This is a genomic window from Georgenia sp. AZ-5, from assembly GCF_043952095.1.
In the GTDB taxonomy this organism is placed as follows: Bacteria; Actinomycetota; Actinomycetes; order Actinomycetales; family Actinomycetaceae; genus Georgenia.
Map to the genome: position 1 here is coordinate 2,179,795 of NZ_JBINOU010000001.1, position 15,855 is coordinate 2,195,649.

The 15,855-nt window shown below is 72.8% G+C and carries 18 protein-coding genes and 1 riboswitch; of the genes, 11 read left to right on the forward strand and 7 right to left on the reverse strand.

The genetic code is table 11. The features are described 5' to 3' along the window. Positions 1 to 121 precede the first annotated feature (121 nt). Complete coding sequence (locus ACF0H8_RS10250) at positions 122 to 1,084, reverse strand: DMT family transporter (RefSeq protein ID WP_395288829.1); 963 nt, start codon at positions 1,082 to 1,084, stop codon at positions 122 to 124. A gap of 138 nt (positions 1,085 to 1,222) precedes the next feature. Next, positions 1,223 to 1,311: riboswitch (glycine riboswitch) on the reverse strand. 286 nt (positions 1,312 to 1,597) lie between these two features. Beyond that, positions 1,598 to 1,753, reverse strand: coding sequence for a hypothetical protein (locus tag ACF0H8_RS10255; RefSeq protein WP_395288830.1), 156 nt, complete (start codon positions 1,751 to 1,753; stop codon positions 1,598 to 1,600). 215 nt (positions 1,754 to 1,968) lie between these two features. Between ACF0H8_RS10255 and ACF0H8_RS10260 the strand changes: the two genes are divergently transcribed. Genes ACF0H8_RS10260 through ACF0H8_RS10295 form a run of 8 tightly spaced genes read left to right on the forward strand, consistent with a single transcriptional unit; the run spans position 1,969 to position 10,977 of the window. Beyond that, positions 1,969 to 2,274 (forward strand): acetyl-CoA carboxylase biotin carboxyl carrier protein, encoded by a 306-nt coding sequence (locus ACF0H8_RS10260; RefSeq protein WP_395288831.1) that lies wholly within the window; start codon positions 1,969 to 1,971, stop codon positions 2,272 to 2,274. Beyond that, entirely contained in the window at positions 2,271 to 3,665 is a 1,395-nt protein-coding gene (locus ACF0H8_RS10265) for an acetyl/propionyl/methylcrotonyl-CoA carboxylase subunit alpha (RefSeq protein ID WP_395288832.1), read from the forward strand. The genes ACF0H8_RS10260 and ACF0H8_RS10265 overlap by 4 nt, the downstream gene beginning before the upstream one ends. Beyond that, the gene (locus tag ACF0H8_RS10270) at positions 3,662 to 5,128 is read left to right on the forward strand and encodes a pyruvate/oxaloacetate carboxyltransferase (protein ID WP_395288833.1); all 1,467 of its coding nucleotides are present in this window, start codon (positions 3,662 to 3,664) and stop codon (positions 5,126 to 5,128) included. Before ACF0H8_RS10265 ends, ACF0H8_RS10270 begins: the two co-directional genes overlap by 4 nt. After that, positions 5,125 to 5,988 (forward strand): HAD-IIA family hydrolase, encoded by an 864-nt coding sequence (locus ACF0H8_RS10275; RefSeq protein ID WP_395288834.1) that lies wholly within the window; start codon positions 5,125 to 5,127, stop codon positions 5,986 to 5,988. Before ACF0H8_RS10270 ends, ACF0H8_RS10275 begins: the two co-directional genes overlap by 4 nt. Positions 5,989 to 5,999: 11 nt before the next feature. Next, complete coding sequence (locus ACF0H8_RS10280; RefSeq protein WP_395288835.1) at positions 6,000 to 6,602, forward strand: hypothetical protein; 603 nt, start codon at positions 6,000 to 6,002, stop codon at positions 6,600 to 6,602. 9 nt (positions 6,603 to 6,611) lie between these two features. Then, positions 6,612 to 7,880 (forward strand): PEP-utilizing enzyme, encoded by a 1,269-nt coding sequence (locus tag ACF0H8_RS10285; protein ID WP_395290864.1) that lies wholly within the window; start codon positions 6,612 to 6,614, stop codon positions 7,878 to 7,880. A gap of 8 nt (positions 7,881 to 7,888) precedes the next feature. Continuing rightward, positions 7,889 to 8,980: a PEP/pyruvate-binding domain-containing protein gene (locus ACF0H8_RS10290; protein WP_395288836.1), complete on the forward strand. Its 1,092-nt coding sequence runs from the start codon at positions 7,889 to 7,891 to the stop codon at positions 8,978 to 8,980. Then, complete coding sequence (locus ACF0H8_RS10295) at positions 8,980 to 10,977, forward strand: acetoacetate--CoA ligase (RefSeq protein ID WP_395288837.1); 1,998 nt, start codon at positions 8,980 to 8,982, stop codon at positions 10,975 to 10,977. The genes ACF0H8_RS10290 and ACF0H8_RS10295 overlap by 1 nt, the downstream gene beginning before the upstream one ends. A gap of 3 nt (positions 10,978 to 10,980) precedes the next feature. Here the strand turns inward: ACF0H8_RS10295 and ACF0H8_RS10300 are convergent, their stop codons facing one another. Further along, complete coding sequence (locus ACF0H8_RS10300) at positions 10,981 to 11,760, reverse strand: IclR family transcriptional regulator (protein WP_395288838.1); 780 nt, start codon at positions 11,758 to 11,760, stop codon at positions 10,981 to 10,983. Positions 11,761 to 11,843: 83 nt separating this feature from the next. Between ACF0H8_RS10300 and ACF0H8_RS10305 the strand changes: the two genes are divergently transcribed. Together ACF0H8_RS10305 and ACF0H8_RS10310 are read left to right on the forward strand one after the other, a co-directional pair. Further along, positions 11,844 to 12,446 carry a biotin transporter BioY gene (locus ACF0H8_RS10305; protein WP_395288839.1) on the forward strand — a complete coding sequence of 201 codons (603 nt, stop codon included), beginning with the start codon at positions 11,844 to 11,846 and terminating at the stop codon, positions 12,444 to 12,446. Positions 12,447 to 12,556: 110 nt separating this feature from the next. Next, positions 12,557 to 12,829 (forward strand): hypothetical protein, encoded by a 273-nt coding sequence (locus ACF0H8_RS10310; protein ID WP_395288840.1) that lies wholly within the window; start codon positions 12,557 to 12,559, stop codon positions 12,827 to 12,829. Positions 12,830 to 12,857: 28 nt separating this feature from the next. Here the strand turns inward: ACF0H8_RS10310 and ACF0H8_RS10315 are convergent, their stop codons facing one another. Then, positions 12,858 to 13,145 (reverse strand): hypothetical protein, encoded by a 288-nt coding sequence (locus ACF0H8_RS10315; protein WP_395288841.1) that lies wholly within the window; start codon positions 13,143 to 13,145, stop codon positions 12,858 to 12,860. Positions 13,146 to 13,435: 290 nt separating this feature from the next. Next, on the reverse strand, positions 13,436 to 13,969 hold the full coding sequence (locus ACF0H8_RS10320) for a carboxymuconolactone decarboxylase family protein (protein WP_395288842.1): 534 nt from the start codon (positions 13,967 to 13,969) through the stop codon (positions 13,436 to 13,438). Between the two features lie 101 nt (positions 13,970 to 14,070). On the opposite strand from ACF0H8_RS10320, the gene ACF0H8_RS10325 reads away from it, so the two are divergent. Continuing rightward, entirely contained in the window at positions 14,071 to 14,775 is a 705-nt protein-coding gene (locus ACF0H8_RS10325; protein WP_395288843.1) for a CGNR zinc finger domain-containing protein, read from the forward strand. 57 nt (positions 14,776 to 14,832) lie between these two features. Here the strand turns inward: ACF0H8_RS10325 and ACF0H8_RS10330 are convergent, their stop codons facing one another. Further along, entirely contained in the window at positions 14,833 to 15,174 is a 342-nt protein-coding gene (locus tag ACF0H8_RS10330; protein WP_395288844.1) for an Lsr2 family protein, read from the reverse strand. A 66-nt stretch (positions 15,175 to 15,240) separates the two neighbouring features. Then, positions 15,241 to 15,621 carry a DUF2255 family protein gene (locus ACF0H8_RS10335; protein WP_395288845.1) on the reverse strand — a complete coding sequence of 127 codons (381 nt, stop codon included), beginning with the start codon at positions 15,619 to 15,621 and terminating at the stop codon, positions 15,241 to 15,243. Positions 15,622 to 15,855 lie beyond the last annotated feature (234 nt).

Sequence of the window (15,855 nt, forward strand, 5' to 3'; positions counted from 1 at the left end):
CGTCCCGGCATGGCGGTCTCCCGTCCACGTCCGGCTGGCGTCGGTACCGGGCGTGGGAGCTCCGCCGCGCCCGGGCGGGAGGGCTTCCGTCGGCCGCGCGCCCGGGCGGGTGGGCTGGTGCTCAGCGGGGCCGACCGGAAAGCAGCGGCAGCACCGCCCCCACGACGATGAGCCCGGCGCCGAGGACGGCCAGGAGCGAGACCGACTCGCCGAACGCGGCCGCCCCGATCATCATCGCCACCACGACCTCCCAGTACGACAGGCCGGAGAGCTCGGCGGCGCGCAGGTGCTTGCCCGCGACGACCAGCAGCCCCAGCGCCAGAAGACCGCAGACCAGGAAGAACCCGCCGGCCCAGACCCAGTGGGTCGGGGTCATCCCGGACAGGTCGGGACGAGCCAGAGCCACCATGGCCCCGGTGGCCACGGTGCCGAAGGTGAAGTTCCAGAAGCTGCGAACGTCGGCCGGCATGTCGGACCTGTAGCGGTAGCACAGCAGCGCCGCCCCGTAGAAGACGCCGGAGACGACGCCGAGAACGACCCCGAGGGTCTGCTGGTCGGAGGCCGGGGACGGCGCCCCGCCGACCAGACCGGCGGCCAGCATCATCCCGAGGAAGCTGGCGGCCAGGGACAGGAGGTCGGGGTGGGTGATGCGCTCCTTGAGCATCACGCGGGCGAGCAGCGTCGCGAGCGCCGGGCCGATGTAGTGCAGCACCACGGCGAGCGAGAGATCGATGAGCACGGTCGCGGACAGGTATGTCGCGAGTGAGATGCCGAGAAAGACCCCGCCGAGCACGACCGACCAGGACAGGCGGGCTCGGCGCAGCTGGCCGAGGTGACGCGAGACCGTGAGCAGGACGAGCATGCCGAGCGCCCCGACGAGCATGCGGCCCAACGTGAGGGCTTCGCCGATCACCGCGTCGGCCGGAGTGGCCAGCCGGCCGAACAGCCCGGCGGCGCCCATCGCTGTGGCCGAGGCGACGATCGCCACGACACCGAGACGACGGTTCGTCCGCGGCGCGACCGGCCGGGCGGAGAGGCGATGAGAATCTTGCACGCGCGTGGGCGCGTCGATGGAGAGAGCCACAGAACTCCTCAGGACAGGGTGCGGCAGGCGCACCGGGGATGGTGTCTCCCCGCTCTGTCATCGGACCTGAGAGCTTTCGCGGGTCGGGACCCGCTTGCACCGTCGGTGAACCCCGCAGGGTTGCTTTCCAGAGGAGCCTCGCCGGCGGCGGTTTGGGGGCCTGAGAGATTCCCGGGGAGGTTGCTCCTTCGGCGCCCGCTGTTGCGGGACTCTCCCGCCGCGGTTCGGTGGCATGTTCAGTTGTTGACGGGACAAGTATGCCGCATCGGACGACTGCAGCTGCCAACGTGTCCAGTTAGCCGTCTCACCGTGAACCGTCCCGGGTGGGGTGGCGGAGCGTGGCTCGACCCGTGGCACCACGGCAGGGCGCCCGAGATCCGGATCCGTCGATGTCGGGCGTCGGGGCCCTCACCCGCGAGCCGGCCCGCGGGCTGCGCCGCAGGAGCGATACCCCATGGTGGAATGTCCGCGCCTTTCCATTGCGGTATGGGGGACCGGTTCCTAGTTTGCTGCTCACGGCACAGGTGGCACCCCCACATGCACGTCGGCAAGCAAGGAGGCTTGGGCCGCATGGACGTTGATCTCGAGGAGCTCGCAGCGATCATCGAGCAGCTCGACAAGACCGACTTCACGGACTTTCTGTACGAGAAGGGCTCCCTGCGGATCCACGTGCGCCGCGGTGGCTTCCTGAGTGAGGCGGAGGCCCGGAGCAACGGCGTCGCGGCCTCACGCGAACCGGCCCCGCCGGTGCCGCACACCCAGGAGCGTCGCCCGCCGGCGGGTGACGACGCCCCGGGCCCGGCCGGCGAGCATCCCATCGCCGGCGGCACCGTCGTAGACCGCTCCGCCGGGCCGGTGCCGCCACCGACAGCCCGAGCCCCGCCGTGCTCGCCACCCTGCCCGCTCGCGACGAGAAGGACGTCTCCCCGGAGGCGCTGCCGCCGGGGCACGTGCTCGTGCGGGCCCCGATGCTCGGCACCTTCTACCGCTCGCCCAAGCCGGGCGAGCCGCCGTTCGCGGAGCCGGGCGACACGGTGGAGGCGGACTCGGTGCTCTGCATCATCGAGGTGATGAAGCTGATGAACTCCGTCGTCGCGGGCGTCGCCGGCGAGGTCGTGGCGTCGTACGCCCGTGACGGGGAGCTGGTGGAGTTCGACCAGCCCCTCTTCGTGATCCGGGAGGCGTCATGACGCCCCGGGTCTTCGTGGCCAACCGCGGGGAGATCGCGGTGCGGATCATCGAGGCGTGCCAGCGCCTCGGCCTGGAGACCGTGCTCGGTGTCTCGACGGCGGACCGCGCGACCCTGGGCGCGCGGCGCGCCGACCGGACGGTCACCCTCGGCGGTCCGCGGCCGACCGAGAGCTACCTGAACGTCCCGGCCGTGGTGCAGGCCGCTGTCTCCACCGGCTGCACCCTGGTGCACCCGGGGTACGGCTTCCTCGCCGAGCGGGCCGAGTTCGCCGAGGCGTGCGCCGAGAACGACCTCGTGTTCGTCGGGCCCAGCCCGGAGGCGCTGCGCGCGCTGGGGGACAAGCTGGCGGCCCGGGACCTGGCCGAGTCGGTCGGTGTCCCCGTCTCGGCGGGCGGCCGGGCCCGCACGCCCGAGGAGGTCGAGCGCCTGGCGGAGCAGATCGGCTATCCCGTCCTGGTCAAGGCCGCGCACGGCGGCGGCGGGCGGGGGATGAAGCGGGTCCAGGACCCGCCAGGCCTCCACGAGGCCTGGCGGGTCGCCTCGGCGGAGGCGCAGTCCGCCTTCGGGGACGGCACGGTGTTCCTCGAGCGTTTCGTCGAGGATGCCAAGCACGTCGAGGTCCAGGTCCTCGGCGATCGCCACGGCAACGTGGTGCACCTGGGCGAGCGCGAGTGCTCGGTGCAGTTCCGCTACCAGAAGGTGGTCGAGGAGTCCCCCTGCGCCGCCCTGCCGGCGCCGACCCGCGAGCTGCTGCACGACAGCGCCGTTCGCATCGCCCGGGCCCTGCACTACGTGGGCCTGGGGACCGTGGAGTTCCTCTACGACGTCGACCGCGACGAGCTCGCCTTCCTGGAGGTCAACCCCCGGATCCAGGTCGAGCACCCCGTCACCGAGGCGGTCACCGGCGTCGACCTCGTCCGCGAGCAGCTGCTCGCGGCGCTGGGCGAGCCGCTGAGCCTCTCCCAGGACGACGTGACCTTCCACGGCCACGCGATCGAGGCGCGGATCACCGCGCAGGACCCCGAGAACGGGCTCGCCCCGTCGCCCGGCACCGTCACCCGGTGGCGTCCCTCGGTCGCCGGGGGCCTGCGCCTGGACTCGCACATCTACGAGGGTTACCGCTTCCCGCCCTTCTACGACGCGCTCATGGCCAAGCAGGTCGCGTGGGGGCCGGACCGCGCCGCCGCCGTCGACCGCCTGCGCGAGGGGCTCGAGCGCTTCGAGATCGGTGGGCTGACCACGTCGCTGCCGCTGCTGCGCCGCATCGTGGCGGAGCCGGCGTACCGGCAGAACACCGTCACCACCCGCTGGCTCGACCGCCTGCTGACCGACCCCGCGCCGGCGGCCGACGCGGCGGCCGCAGCGTCCCCCCTGCAGGAGGCCCGATGAGCGACATCTCGCTGGTGGACGTCTCCCTGCGGGACGGCAACCAGAGCCTGTGGGGCGCCACCGGCGTGACCACCCGCATGGTCGAGGGCGTCACGCCCGACCTCGACCGGGTCGGCTACCGCGCCGTCGAGCTCCTGACCTCCACGCTCATGGCCACGGCGGTGCGCTACCACCGGGAGGACCCCTGGCAGCGGCTCCGGGCGGCGCGCGACCGGATGCCCCGCACCCGCCTCGGCTTCCTCACCACGGGCAAGCGGTTCATCACCTTTCACCGCACGCCCGACGCCGTCTTCGAGCTCGCCTTCACGCTTCTCGCCCGCAACGGCATCAGCCGGCTGTGGGTCATCGACCCCATGCACGACATGGAGGGCGCCAGGCGCACCGCGGAGATGGCCAAGCGGGTCGGCTTCGACGAGGTCGTCGGCGGCATCTGCTACACCACCAGCCCGGTCCACACCGACGAGTACTTCGCGCGGAAGATCGCCGAGCTGGACGACTCGCCGGCCATCGACAGCATCTACCTCAAGGACCCGGCCGGCCTGCTCACGCCGGACCGGGTGAGGACGCTCGTGCCCGCGCTCCAGGGCAGCCTGCGCCGCAAGAAGCTCGACGAGATCCACTCCCACAGCACCACCGGGCTCTCGCCGATCACGGTGCTGGAGGCCGCGGACCTGGGCATGACGACCATCCACTGCGCCCTGCCGCCGCTGGCCAACGGCAGCTCGCACCCGGAGGCCCAGCGCCTGGTCGCCAACCTCCGCGCGCGGGGCCACGACGTGGACGTCGACCTGGACGCGATGGACCGCGCCTCGGCGTACCTCGTGCGCCAGGCGAGGATCAAGAACCTGCCGGCGGGCACCCCGAACCAGTACGACGAGGCCTACTACCGCCACACCATCCCCGGCGGCGTGCAGTCCACCACCCGCCGCCAGCTCGCCGAGATCCGCCGCCCCGAGCTCTTCGACGCCGTCATCGAGGAGTCCGTCCAGGTCCGCGAGGACCTCGGCTGGCCCATCGTCATGACGCCGTTCGCCCAGTACATCGTCGCCCAGGCCACCCTCAACGTCATCGCCGGCGAGCGGTACAAGCAGATCTCCGACGAGGTCATCGACCTCCTCCGCGGCGACTTCGGGCCCCTGCCGGGCCCGGTGAGCCCCGAGCTGCTGGACCGGGCCCTGAGCACCCGGCGCGGCCAGCAGGCCGTGAACGAGGGCGGCGACATCACCATCGCGGACCTGCGCCGCCGCTTCGGCAAGCACATCAGCGACGAGGAGCTGCTGCTGCGCGCGGTGATGCCGGCCGAGCAGGTGGACGCCATGTACGCCGCCCGCACGGAGCCCGCGCGCTCGCTCACGCGCCTGCTGGCGGCGCTCGACGAGCGCCCCTCGGTGACCTCGATCTCCGTCGACGACGGCACCACCCGGCTCAGCCTCGAGCGCAGCCCCGCGGGAGGAACGCGATGACCACGCCGCCGTCGACGGCCGTCGAGACGCTCCGCCGCGCCCGCGCCTGGGTGCTCGACGTCGACGGCTGCCTCATGCGCACCGCCCGCGCCGGCGGCGCCGGGGGAGAGGCGATGCCCGGGGCGGGCAGCCTCCTCACCGCGCTCAGGCGGGCCGGGCACAGCGTGGTCGTGTGCACCAACGCCTCCCAGCGGCCGCCCCGGGAGTACGCCGCACACCTGCGCGGCAAGGGGATCGACGTGGCGGACGAGGACTTCGTCACCGCCGGCAGCGCCGCGGCCGAGTACATCGCCGCCCACCACGCCGGCGCGCGGGTCCTGGTGGTCGGGGACGACGGCGTGCGGGAACCGCTGCTCCGGCTCGGGTTCGACCCCGTGAAACCCGGGGGCCCGGAGCTGGGCGACGTCGTGGTCGTCGGCGCCGCGGCCGGGTACACCGCCGAGCTCCTCAACGCCGCCTGCCTCGCCGTGGACGCCGGCGCACCGCTCTACACGACGGTCGAGACCCCGTGGTTCCACGGCGGCCTGGCGAAGTCGGTGGCCGTGTCCGCGACCATCGCCCACGCCATCGGCTGGGCGACCGGTACCCGGCCCCACGTCCTGGGCAAGCCCTCCGCCTCCCTCGCCGAGACGCTGCTGCGCCGCCTGCCCGCCGAGCCCGACGAGATCGCCGTCGTCGGGGACGCCACCGCGGAGATCGGGCTCGCCCGCGCCATGGGCGCCACGAGCGCCCTCGTCCTCTCCGGCGCGACGACGCCGGAGAAGCTCGCCACCCTCCATGGCGCACACCGGCCCGACGTCGTCCTCCGGGACGTCGCCGAGCTGTACGACCTGCTGTCCGAGTCCCTTCCGACGACGTAAGGAGCCCTCCCATGACCGAGACCGCCCCCCGCTTCCCCTTCTTCGACGAGGCCGCGCCCCCCGCCGGGGCCGAGGGCTGGGAGTCGATGTACCCCTACTACCTCGTGCCCTCCGAGGAGACCCGGGAGCACGAGAACGCCCAGTTCTGGTTCGCCGACACCATGCACTGGTCCCGCGGCTGCCACCCCTTCGACAGCATCGGCGCCGAGGCGGTGTACCTCGGGGTCGGGACGTTCAGCACCCGCATCTTCGCCCTCCCCGTCTCCCTCGGCCTGGACGTCCGGGTGGTCCACGGCTACGTCTACATCTCCCCGCTCAACGTCACCGACCCCGAGGAGATCCAGCGCCGCGCAGCGCTGTTCCAGGAACGAGCCGGGTACTACTACGCCAACTGGGACGAGCTGTACGGCAAGTGGAAGACCAAGATGGAGTGGGCGATCGAGTCGCTGCGGTCCGTCAGCTTCCCGCCGCTGCCGGAGTTCGACCCCGCCGAGGTGGTCACCGAGGCGCGCGGGCGGTCCACCGCCCTGGCGATCGTCGAGAACTACCACCGCCTCGTCGACGAGTTCTTCGCGATCTGGCAGTACCACTTCGAGTTCCTCAACCTCGGCTAGGGCGGCTACATCACCTTCTTCCAGTTCTGCAAGCAGGCCTTCCCGCTCATCACCGACCAGACGATCTCCCGCATGGTCGCCGGCGTGGAGGTCCTGGCCTTCCGGCCCGACGACGAGCTCCGCAGGCTGGCCGCGCTGGGCGTGGAGCTCGGGCTCACGGACCGCCTCACCTCGGAAGGCAACCCCGAGGAGATCCTCGCCTCCCTCGCCGGCAGCGAGGAGGGCCGCCGGTGGACGGAGGCCTTCGAGCGGGCGAAGACCCCGTGGTTCAGCTACTTCGCCGAGTACGGCTTCACCCACGACCAGCAGACCTGGGCCTCCGACCTGTCCATCCCGCTGCAGGGCATCGCCCGCTACGCGACCAAGATCGCCGCCGGCGAGGACATCTCCCGCCCGGTGGAGCGGCTCCGGGCCGAGCGCGACGAGATCGTCGCGGAATACCGCGCGCTGCTGACCGAGGACGAGGCCAAGCAGTTCGACGAGCTGGTGGGCCTCGCCGGAAAGGTGTTCCCGTACATCGAGGAGCACAACATCTACGTCGAGCACTGGGCCCACGACGTCTTCTGGCAGAAGGCCTGGGAGCTCGCGGACCTCCTGCTCGCGGCCGGCTTCACCGAGCAGCGCGACGACATGTTCTACCTCAACCGCTTCGAGCTCGACACCGTGCTCTTCGACGTCGTCGACTCCTGGGCCATCGGCGTGCCCGCCCGGGGCAAGCGGCGCTGGCAGGAGGCGATCGCCCGGCGGCGGGGCGTCGTCGCCGCGCTGCAGGCCGCGCCGGCGCCGCCGGCCTACGGCATCCCGCCGCAGCAGGTCACCGACCCCTTCGCCGTCATGAACTACGGCGTGACCACCGAGCGCGTGGCGGACTGGCTGGGCACGGGCGACGGCGGGACGACGACGCTCAGCGGCGGGCCGGGCTCGCTCGGCGTGGTCGAGGGCCGCGTGCGGGTGCTCAAGTCCGAGGTCGACCTGCCGAGCCTGCAGCCGGGCGAGATCCTCGTCGCCCCCATCACCGCCCCGTCCTGGGCGCCGGCCTTCGCCGTCGCCGCCGGGGTGATCACCGACATCGGCGGCATGATGTGCCACGTGGCCATCGTGTGCCGCGAGTACGGCATCCCCGCCGTGGTCGGCACCGGCTTCGCCACGACGCGGCTGACGACGGGCCAGCGGGTCCGCGTCGACGGCAAGGCCGGCACCGTCACCGTCCTCGACGCCCCCGGCACCGACGCCGGCCGGCGCGAGCCGGCCCGCACCAGCGAAGAGATCAGCGGCTAGGAGACGCCATGTACACCGTCCAGTTCACCGAGGAAGCGTGCCGGGACGTCCGGTCCGTCGGCGGCAAGGCCGCCGGCCTGGCCGACATGGTCGCCGCCGGGCTGCCCGTGGCGCCGGGCTTCGTCCTGACCGCCGAGGCCTACCGCGCCTACCTGGCGCAGCAGGGGCTGGCCGAGGTGGTCTCCCAGGTGCTCGACCGCCTCGGGGCCAGCCGCGACCAGGGCGACTTCGACCGGGCGGAGGCGGAGATCGCCGAGCACCTGCTCGGCGCCGCTCTGCCCGCCGACGTCGAGGAGCAGGCGCGGGCCGCGTACCGGCGGCTGTGCGCGGACATCGGCGTGCCGGAGGTGGCCGTGGCGGTGCGCTCGAGCGCCACCGCGGAGGACTCGGTCGGCGCCAGCTTCGCGGGGGAGTTCGAGACCTGGGTCGACGTCGTCGGCGAGGACGCGGTGCTCGAGCACGTGGCCAGGTGCTACCGCAGCGTCTTCTCCGGCCGGGTGATGTCCTACCTGGCGGAGAAGGGCATCGCGCCGCACGCCATCGAGATGGCGGTGGTGGTGCAGAAGACGGTGCGCGCCCGGGCCGCGGGCGTCATGTTCACCCTGAGCCCCACGAGCGGGGACCGGTCCAAGGTCGCCATCGAGGCCAGCTGGGGGCTGGGGCTCGCCGTGGTGGGCGGCGAGGTCACGCCGGACCGGTTCCTCGTGGACAAGGTCGGGCTCGGCATCGTCGAGCGCACCCTCGGGCGCAAGCACCTGGAGTACCGGCGCGGCGACGCGCCGGTGCCGGTGCCCGAGGAGCGCCGGGACGTCGCGTGCCTGAGCGACGCGGAGATCACCGCGCTGGCCGAGCTGGGCAAGCGGCTCGAGAAGCTGCACGGGGCCCCGCAGGACATCGAGTTCGCCGTGGACGAGGAGCTGCCGCCGGGTTCCGACGTCATCCTGCTGCAGTGCCGGCCGGAGACCGTGTGGTCGGCAGCGGAGCGCAAGCCCGCGTTCGACGCCTCCGCCGGGCTGATGTCCTGGATCACCGGCAGCATCTCCGGCGCGCCGGCCGGCGGGAGCGCCGCCGGGCACCAGCACGAGCGCGGGACCGGCTGATGGCGGTGCCACCGGGGACCGTCCTGCGGCCGGCGCCCGCCAAGGAGGAGTGGGGCGCGAGCGAGCTCGGCCGGTTCCTCCTCGGCGTGGAGCGGCGGACGGGAAGGCGCTTCGCCACCTACGAGGACGCCTGGCAGTGGTCCGTCGACGACCTGGAGTCCTTCTGGGCGCTGCTCTGGGAGCACTTCGGCATCGTCACGCACTCGCCGTACACGGCGGTGCTCGAGCGGGAGACCATGCCGGGGGCCCGCTGGTTCCCCGGGGCGACGCTCAACTATGCCGAGCACGTGCTCCGCGCCCTGGCGGCGCGCCCGGAGGCCGTCATCGTGGTGGCACGCAGCCAGACCACCGGCTCCCGGGAGTGGACGGCAGCCCGGCTCCTGGAGGAGATCCGCCGCGTCCAGCACGGCCTGACCAGGTTCGGCGTGCGCCCCGGCGACCGGATCGCCGCCTACCTGCCGAACGTGCCGGAGACCCTGGCCGTCTACCTCGCCGCCGCGGCCATGGGCGTGGTGTTCTGCGCGGTGCCGCCCGAGACGGGGCCGCGCGGGGTGCTGGACCGCATCGGCCAGCTAGAACCGGTCCTGCTGCTCACCGTGGACGGGTACCGGTGGGGCGCCAAGGATGTCGGGCGCGCCGCCGAGGTCGAGCGGGTCCGCGCCGGGCTGCCGGGCGTGCCCACCGTCCTCCTGCCCTACCTCGACGCGGGCGCGGCGCCGCCGCCCGGCGCGGTCTCCTACGCCGACTTCACCGCGCAGGACGGCGAGATCACCGTCCGTCCCGTGCCGTTCGACCACCCGCTGACCGTGCTGTTCTCCTCCGGGACCACCGGCCGGCCCAAGGCGATCGTCCACTCCCACGGCGGGCTGCTGCTCGAGCACTACAAGGCCATCGCGCTGCAGTTCGACCTCGGACCCGACGACCGGGCGTTCTGGTTCACCACCACCGGGTGGATGGTGTGGACGCTGTCGGTCTCCTCCCTGCTCACCGGCTGCGCGCTGGTCCTGATGGACGGCGACCCCTCCTGGCCGCGGCTGGACGGGGAGTGGTCCCAGTGGGCCGTGGCGGCGGAGACGGGCGCGACCTACCTGGCCTCAGGCTCCGCCTACCTCGCCGCGTGCGCCCACGCCGGGCTGCGACCCGGGACGACGTGGGACCTCAGCCGGCTCCGCCAGATCAACTGCTCCGGCTCGCCCCTCGCCGCCGACGTCGCGGGCTGGGTCTACGACGCGGTCGGCGACGCGCTGCTGCTCGGCCCGACCTCCGGGGGGACGGACGTGTGCACCGCGTTCGTCGGCGGCAACCCCCTTGTCGCCGTCTACGCCGGGGAGATGTCGTGCCGGCCGCTCGGGGCCGCGGTGGACTCCTGGGACGCGCAGGGGCGGCCGGTCCGGGGGGAGCCGGGGGAGCTGGTGGTGACTCGGCCGATGCCGTCGATGCCGGTGTTCTTCTGGGGCGACGAGAACTTCGAGCGTTACCGCGCCAGCTACTTCGACGTCTATCCGGGCGTGTGGTGCCACGGGGACTGGCTGGTGCGGACCGAGCGCGACACCTGGGTGATCACCGGCCGCTCGGACGCCACGCTCAACCGCGGCGGCGTGCGACTGGGGACGGCGGAGTTCTACGCCGTGCTCGACGGCATGCCGGAGGTGGCGGACAGCATGGTCCTGCACTTCGAGGACGGCACCGGCATGGGCAAGCTCGTCCTCCTCCTGCAGCCCACGGGCGGGGACAGGGCGGACGTGGAGCGCCGGGTGCGGACCACCCTGCGCCGCGAGCTCTCCCCGCGGCACGTCCCGGACGTCGTCGTCTTCGTCCCCAGCGTGCCGCGCAACCCCGCCGGGAAGCGGCTGGAGATCCCCCTCAAGCGCATGGTGCAGGGCGCCGCCGTCGACCAGGTCCTGGACCTCGGGGTGGTCGTCCACCCCGGGGACGTGCCCGCCGTCGTCGCCGCGGTGAGGGAGGGGCTGGACGCCGCCGCCGCCGTGGCCGGCTGAGGGTCACCGGGTCCCGGTCGCGCGCCGGGCCCGGAGGAGGTCCTCGGTATGCTGGGCCGCCTCGCGCAGCGCCGTCACGTAGTCGCCCATGTCCGACTCCTGGAACCGGGCGCGGGGGAGGGCGATGGTGACGGCACCCACCGGCCGCCCACCCTCGCCGTGCAGGCACACCCCCAGGCCGATGACGCCGCGTTCGGTCTCCTCGAAGTTCGTGCCGAAGCCGGCCCGCCGCGTCTCGGCGAGATGGCGCCTCAGCTGGGCGAGGGTGCTGATCGGGCTCGACGGCCACGGCGGGAGCCCGCCACGGTAGACCTGCTCCAGGTCCGTGGGGCTGAGCTCGGCGAGCATCGCCTTGCCGCCGGCGGAGCAGAAGGCCGGCATCTGGTCCCCGATGCGCACCCCGACGCGCAGGTTCGCGCTGCCCTCGATCCCGTCGACGAACTGGATGTTGCCGCCGCGCAGGATCATCAGCTGCACCGTCTCACCGACCCGCACGTTCAGCGCCGTCATCGGCTCGCGTGCGGCCTCGCGGAGCTGGCGCAGGGTGAGGGGCTCGGTCGAGGCCTCCCCGATGGCGGCGCCCGGACGGTAGCGCCGGTCGCTGCCCTGCGCGGCGAAGCCCCGGTAGGTCAGTGCGGTCAGCAGGCGGTGCGCGGTGGACGGCGCGACGTCCAGGCGTTCCGCGGTCTCCTTGACCGACAGCGGCTGTCCCGCGCGCAGCAGCAGGATGAGCTGGAGCGCCTTGTCGACCGAGCCGAGCGGCGAGGCGTCGCCATTCCTCATATCAGAATGATGTCACGATCTGTTCCTTCATGTGGCGGCGGGTGGCAGCGTAGCGGTCAACACCCCGACGGAGAGGCGAGAACATGTCGGTCCCAGGCGCCGTGCCGGCTCCCGCTGTCCTGCTGGAGACCCTTCCGCTCAGCCCCGTGCGTGCGGCGGCCGCCGTCGTCGGCGGCGCTGCGGTGATCGCTCTGGTGGGGCAGGCGGTGGTGCAGCTTCCCTTCACGCCCGTGCCGCTGACGCTCGGGACGCTGGGTGTGCTGGTCGTCGGCGCCGCCCTCGGCCCGGTCCGCGGGGCGCTGAGCGTGGCCCTGCTCGTGCTGGCCGGGCTGGCCGGTCTTCCGGTGTTCGCCGACGGCACGAGCGGGTGGGCCTTCGGCTCCTTCGGGTACGTGCTGGGCTACCTGCCCGCCGCCGTCCTGATGGGCCGGCTGGCCCGTCGCGGTGGGGACCGGTCGCCGTGGCGGACCGTCGGCGGCGCGGTCCTGGCCACGTCGACCGTCTACGCGCTCGGCGTCCCGTGGCTGATGGCGTTCCTCGGAGTGGGCCTCACCGACGCGCTCGCTCTGGGCGTCGCCCCGTTCCTGGTCGGCGACGCGGTGAAGGCGGCGGTAGCCGCGCTCTGCCTCCCCGGGACGTGGCGGCTGCTGCGCGCTTCCCGCGGGAACCGCACCGCCAGCCGCTGAGCCGGCGGACATCGCCGCCCTGGTGCTTTTTCTGGCCGGACCGCACGCGCGGACGATCGGGCAGATGTTCCCCATCGACGGAGACACCCAGTCCACCCAGTGACCCGGGAGTGCTGTGGAAGGACGAGGAGGCCCAGCCGGAGACCACCCTCATCGGTCGCCCGCACCTGTCCCCGAGCCAGGTCTACTCCGTGAGCGGGCGGATCCTCGACGCCCTCGCCGAGGCCGGCAAGGACACCGTGAGCATGCGGACGGTGCTCAGCGCCTCCCCGAAGGTCGTCGCCCGGTTCAAGGCGGAGGACCCGGCGGCCTACGCCCGGGTGATCAGCGCCGGCATGTCGCTGTCGCCCTGGGCGGCGCGGTCAGCGGCGAGAGCGTCGTGACCCGTCAGGGCTTCAACACCCTCGCCTGCTACTTCAGGGGCATCACCACCGGCAGCCCGGTCTGCAACGACCAGAACAACCCGGACCTGTACCAGAAGGTCGTGGGCGGCAAGGTGCTCTGCCTGCCGCAGACCATCGGCTCGACGACGGGCGGGATGATCCCGCAGAGCGCGGCCAAGGTCGGGATCGCCCGGTCGCCATGCTCTACGCCGACCACATCGACACCGTCTCCGCGGCCGGCATCGTCCTGGCCGACGTGTGGGACGACAACCGGATCGTCGCGATCGACCAGCTCGGTCAGGACTTCCTCGACCACGTGCAGGACGGCCAGGCGACCGAGATCGCCGACGGCACGGTCACGGTCGCTGACCGACCACGGCCCGTCACTCCCGCTCCCCGTCAGGAGCGGGGTGACGTGGGTGGCCGTCCGGGCTGTCGCGTTCGCGGCATCGTCCCTCGTTTCGCTGCGTCTCAGGGTTAAGAGACTGGGCGCCGGCGCCCGCCGGCGCCGCCCCCGGCGCCCGTCAGGGCGGCGTCGTCATCGGGTGTCGCTCCTGGACGGCGGCAAGGCTCATCCGCGCCGGTTCCCGAGGGCTGGGTGTCCGGTCAGATGTCGGCGGGGTCGACGACGGGGAAGTCGATGTCGACCTGTGCTGCCTTGTTGAAGAAGTTGGTCAGCGTGTTGAGGGCGACGTTGCCGACGACCTCGGTGGCTTCCTCGGGCGTGATGCCCGCGGCACGGGCGGCCTGGACCTGCTCGTCGGTCACGGCGCCGCGGGTGGCGACGATGGCGGCGGCGAGCTTGAGGATGGCGTCGGTCTTGGGGTCCCCGGAGGAGGCGCGGCGGGCGGCGAGGACCTCGTCCTCGCTGATGCCGACGCTGGGCGCCTTGGCGGTGTGGACCGACAGGCAGTAGCTGCACTCGTTGGCCTGGGCAACCGTCAGGGCAATCTTCTCGCGCGTGATGGCGTCCAGCTTGCCGCCGCCGAGGGCCGCAGACAGGCGCAGGTAACCCTTGAGGGTCGCGGGGCTGTTGACCATGGCCTTGGCCATGTTCGGCACGGCGCCCATGCCCCTCTGGACCTGGCCGAGGAGGTCTGCGGCCGTGCCGGTCGTGTTCTCGATCTCGTTGATGGGCATGCGAGCCATGGTTTCCTCCACTGTTTCTCACGGTTACGGGTGGGTGTGTCCGTAAGGAGAACACACGCTCACGGATGCAAGCCGCTGTTACCATGAGAACCATGGATCGGGCTCCCTACGTCGGCGGTGCGCCGCTCCTCGCCGACGCGGTGGCGCTCGACCTGGCCAACACCCACTACGCCGTGCGCGGCAGGCCGCGGGAGGGGCTTGGCTCCCCGGCCGACGTCGCTGCCTGGGCCCGGGAGATCGCGCCTCGTCTGCCCGGCGTCGACGTCGCCGGGCTGCCGCACCTGGCGGTCGAGGACCGCGACGTCGAGCGATTCCTCGAGCTACGAGCCTCGGTACGTGCCATCGCCGGTGACCTGGTCGGCGGCCACGTACCAGCCGTCAGCGACACCGCTGTCGTCAACGCGGCGGCCGACCGTGCGCCATCATCACCTGCGCTGGCCATTACTCCCGAGGGCGTCCTCACCAGGCGGTCGCGGGCCGCCGCACCGCTCCTCGACCAGATCCTCGCCGGGCTCGCCGGCGACGCCGTCGACCTCTTCGCAGGCGAGCGCGCCGCCCGGCTGCGCGCCTGCCAGGCACCCGGGTGCCCCCTCTTCTTCCTCAAGGACCACCCGCGCCGGGAGTGGTGCAGCCCCTCCTGCGGGAACCGGGTGCGCGCCGCCCGCGCCTACCGCAAGCGCACGCAGCGAACCACGCCCAGCCACGGCGGAGAGCTCCGGGCGACGTCGGACCAAGACGGGCGGCGGCAAGAAGGGCGGGACGGTGGCATGGGGTCGCTCCACGAAAACCCGGCGTGATGCCGTCCTGAGGGATGCCCCCGCCGAGGACCTGCCCGACGCCGGAGCCGGCGGCGGTCAGTTTCCGGCGGCTCGGTACTTCTCGACCACCTCTGCCTTGATCCGGCCGCGTGGGCTGACCTCGATGCCCTGGCTGGCTGCCCAAGCCCGTACCGCGGCCGGGTCGAAGGCGCGCTTCTTCGTGCTCGAGGCGGAGGTGCGTCGGCGTTGTCCTTCGATCTTGCGACCGGCCTCGAGGTAGGGCCTGAGGGCGTTCTCGAAGTCGGCCAGCTCGTCGTTGGTCAGGTCGACCCGGTACAGGACTCCCTCGTAGGAGAAGTCCACGGAGCGACCCTTGCCCTGCTCGATGGGCTTGCCGGAGATGTCCGAGACCAGCTCGGTGATCGTCTTGGTCGCCATGGTTGTCAACACTAGGCGGGCGGGCGCAGACGTGCCGCTGCTGTCGGCTCCTTCTGGCGGGTGGCTCTACGCGCCTCGGGGCGCCAGGCGGATGGTGGTGCCGGCCGCGTGGGGCCCGGTGACTGTGCGGACGAGGGCGGGCCCGTAGCGCTCGTACTTGGCGTGGTACGCGGCGTCGACCTCGGCGTGGACGTCGTCGTCGGGCAGCTCGAAGGTGACGTCGCGCTCGAGGCCGCCGGCGCGGACACGTCCGGCGCCGCTCGCCCGGGCGCGGACGAACCAGGGGTTGTCGGCTCCGTAGGCGGAGCGGACGTAGAGGTCCTGCCCGGCGCGCACGACCCAGATAGTCACGTACCGGCGCAGCGTGCCGTCGGCGCGCAGCGAGGCGATCTGCAGCTCCTCGGCGCCCCCGATCCGGGCCAGCTCCTCATCGGTCCATGCGGTCATGGTCAGGCTCCCCGTTGTGGCGGTTCGAGCTGACTTGGCGGGCCCTCGACGGGCCGCCGACACCGGCCTCACGCCGCTCGTCAACACCGCCGAACCCGGCACCGCCACGAGCGACGCCCTCGCGCTGCTTGCCAGCTGGGCGGCCCCCAGCACCACGCGGAGCTGTCGCCCAGCGAACAGGCCGGACACCTTCAGCCACGACGGGCAGACGCCTCTCCCGCCCGCACCAGGCCG

Bases quoted from the DNA above. Each gene is read 5' to 3' on its own strand.
- ACF0H8_RS10265 (WP_395288832.1), top strand. From the start codon at position 2,271: ATGACGCCCCGGGTCTTCGTGGCCAACCGCGGGGAGATCGCGGTGCGG.
- ACF0H8_RS10270 (WP_395288833.1), top strand. From the start codon at position 3,662: ATGAGCGACATCTCGCTGGTGGACGTCTCCCTGCGGGACGGCAACCAG.
- ACF0H8_RS10275 (WP_395288834.1), top strand. From the start codon at position 5,125: ATGACCACGCCGCCGTCGACGGCCGTCGAGACGCTCCGCCGCGCCCGC.
- ACF0H8_RS10280 (WP_395288835.1), top strand. From the start codon at position 6,000: ATGACCGAGACCGCCCCCCGCTTCCCCTTCTTCGACGAGGCCGCGCCC.
- ACF0H8_RS10290 (WP_395288836.1), top strand. From the start codon at position 7,889: ATGTACACCGTCCAGTTCACCGAGGAAGCGTGCCGGGACGTCCGGTCC.
- ACF0H8_RS10295 (WP_395288837.1), top strand. From the start codon at position 8,980: ATGGCGGTGCCACCGGGGACCGTCCTGCGGCCGGCGCCCGCCAAGGAG.
- ACF0H8_RS10300 (WP_395288838.1), bottom strand. From the start codon at position 11,760: ATGAGGAATGGCGACGCCTCGCCGCTCGGCTCGGTCGACAAGGCGCTC.
- ACF0H8_RS10305 (WP_395288839.1), top strand. From the start codon at position 11,844: ATGTCGGTCCCAGGCGCCGTGCCGGCTCCCGCTGTCCTGCTGGAGACC.
- ACF0H8_RS10320 (WP_395288842.1), bottom strand. From the start codon at position 13,969: ATGCCCATCAACGAGATCGAGAACACGACCGGCACGGCCGCAGACCTC.
- ACF0H8_RS10325 (WP_395288843.1), top strand. From the start codon at position 14,071: ATGGATCGGGCTCCCTACGTCGGCGGTGCGCCGCTCCTCGCCGACGCG.
- ACF0H8_RS10330 (WP_395288844.1), bottom strand. From the start codon at position 15,174: ATGGCGACCAAGACGATCACCGAGCTGGTCTCGGACATCTCCGGCAAG.
- ACF0H8_RS10335 (WP_395288845.1), bottom strand. From the start codon at position 15,621: ATGACCGCATGGACCGATGAGGAGCTGGCCCGGATCGGGGGCGCCGAG.